General features: G+C 56.6%; 1 rRNA gene. It reads right to left on the bottom strand.

The features are described from left to right. A 16S ribosomal RNA gene (locus M6G53_RS25150) occupies positions 1-435 on the bottom strand; the annotation flags it as partial.

Genomic DNA, 435 nt, shown 5'->3' with positions numbered 1-435 from the left:
GATGAATCTACCTTCCGTCAATTCCTTTGAGTTTTAGCCTTGCGGCCGTACTCCCCAGGCGGGGCACTTAATGCGTTAGCTACGGCACGGAGAACGTGGAATGAGCCCCACACCTAGCGCCCAACGTTTACGGCGTGGACTACAAGGGTATCTAAGCCTGTTTGCTCCCCACGCTTTCGCTTCTCAGCGTCAGGAAATGCCCAGAGAACCGCCTTCGCCACCGGTGTTCCTCCTGATATCTGCGCATTCCACCGCTCCACCAGGAATTCCATTCTCCCCTGCATCCCTCTAGTTTGCCCGTATCGGAAGCAGGCTCAGGGTTAAGCCCTGAGTTTTCACTTCCGACGCAACAAACCGCCTACAAGCCCTTTACGCCCAATAATTCCGGACAACGCTCGGACCCTACGTATCACCGCGGCTGCTGGCACCGTACCG

This window comes from Serratia nevei (genome assembly GCF_024160145.1).
GTDB classification, from domain to species: Bacteria; Pseudomonadota; Gammaproteobacteria; order Enterobacterales; family Enterobacteriaceae; genus Serratia; species Serratia nevei_A.
Note: the sequence above shows the minus strand (reverse complement) of the source record. Positions and strands in the feature narration are given on the sequence as shown.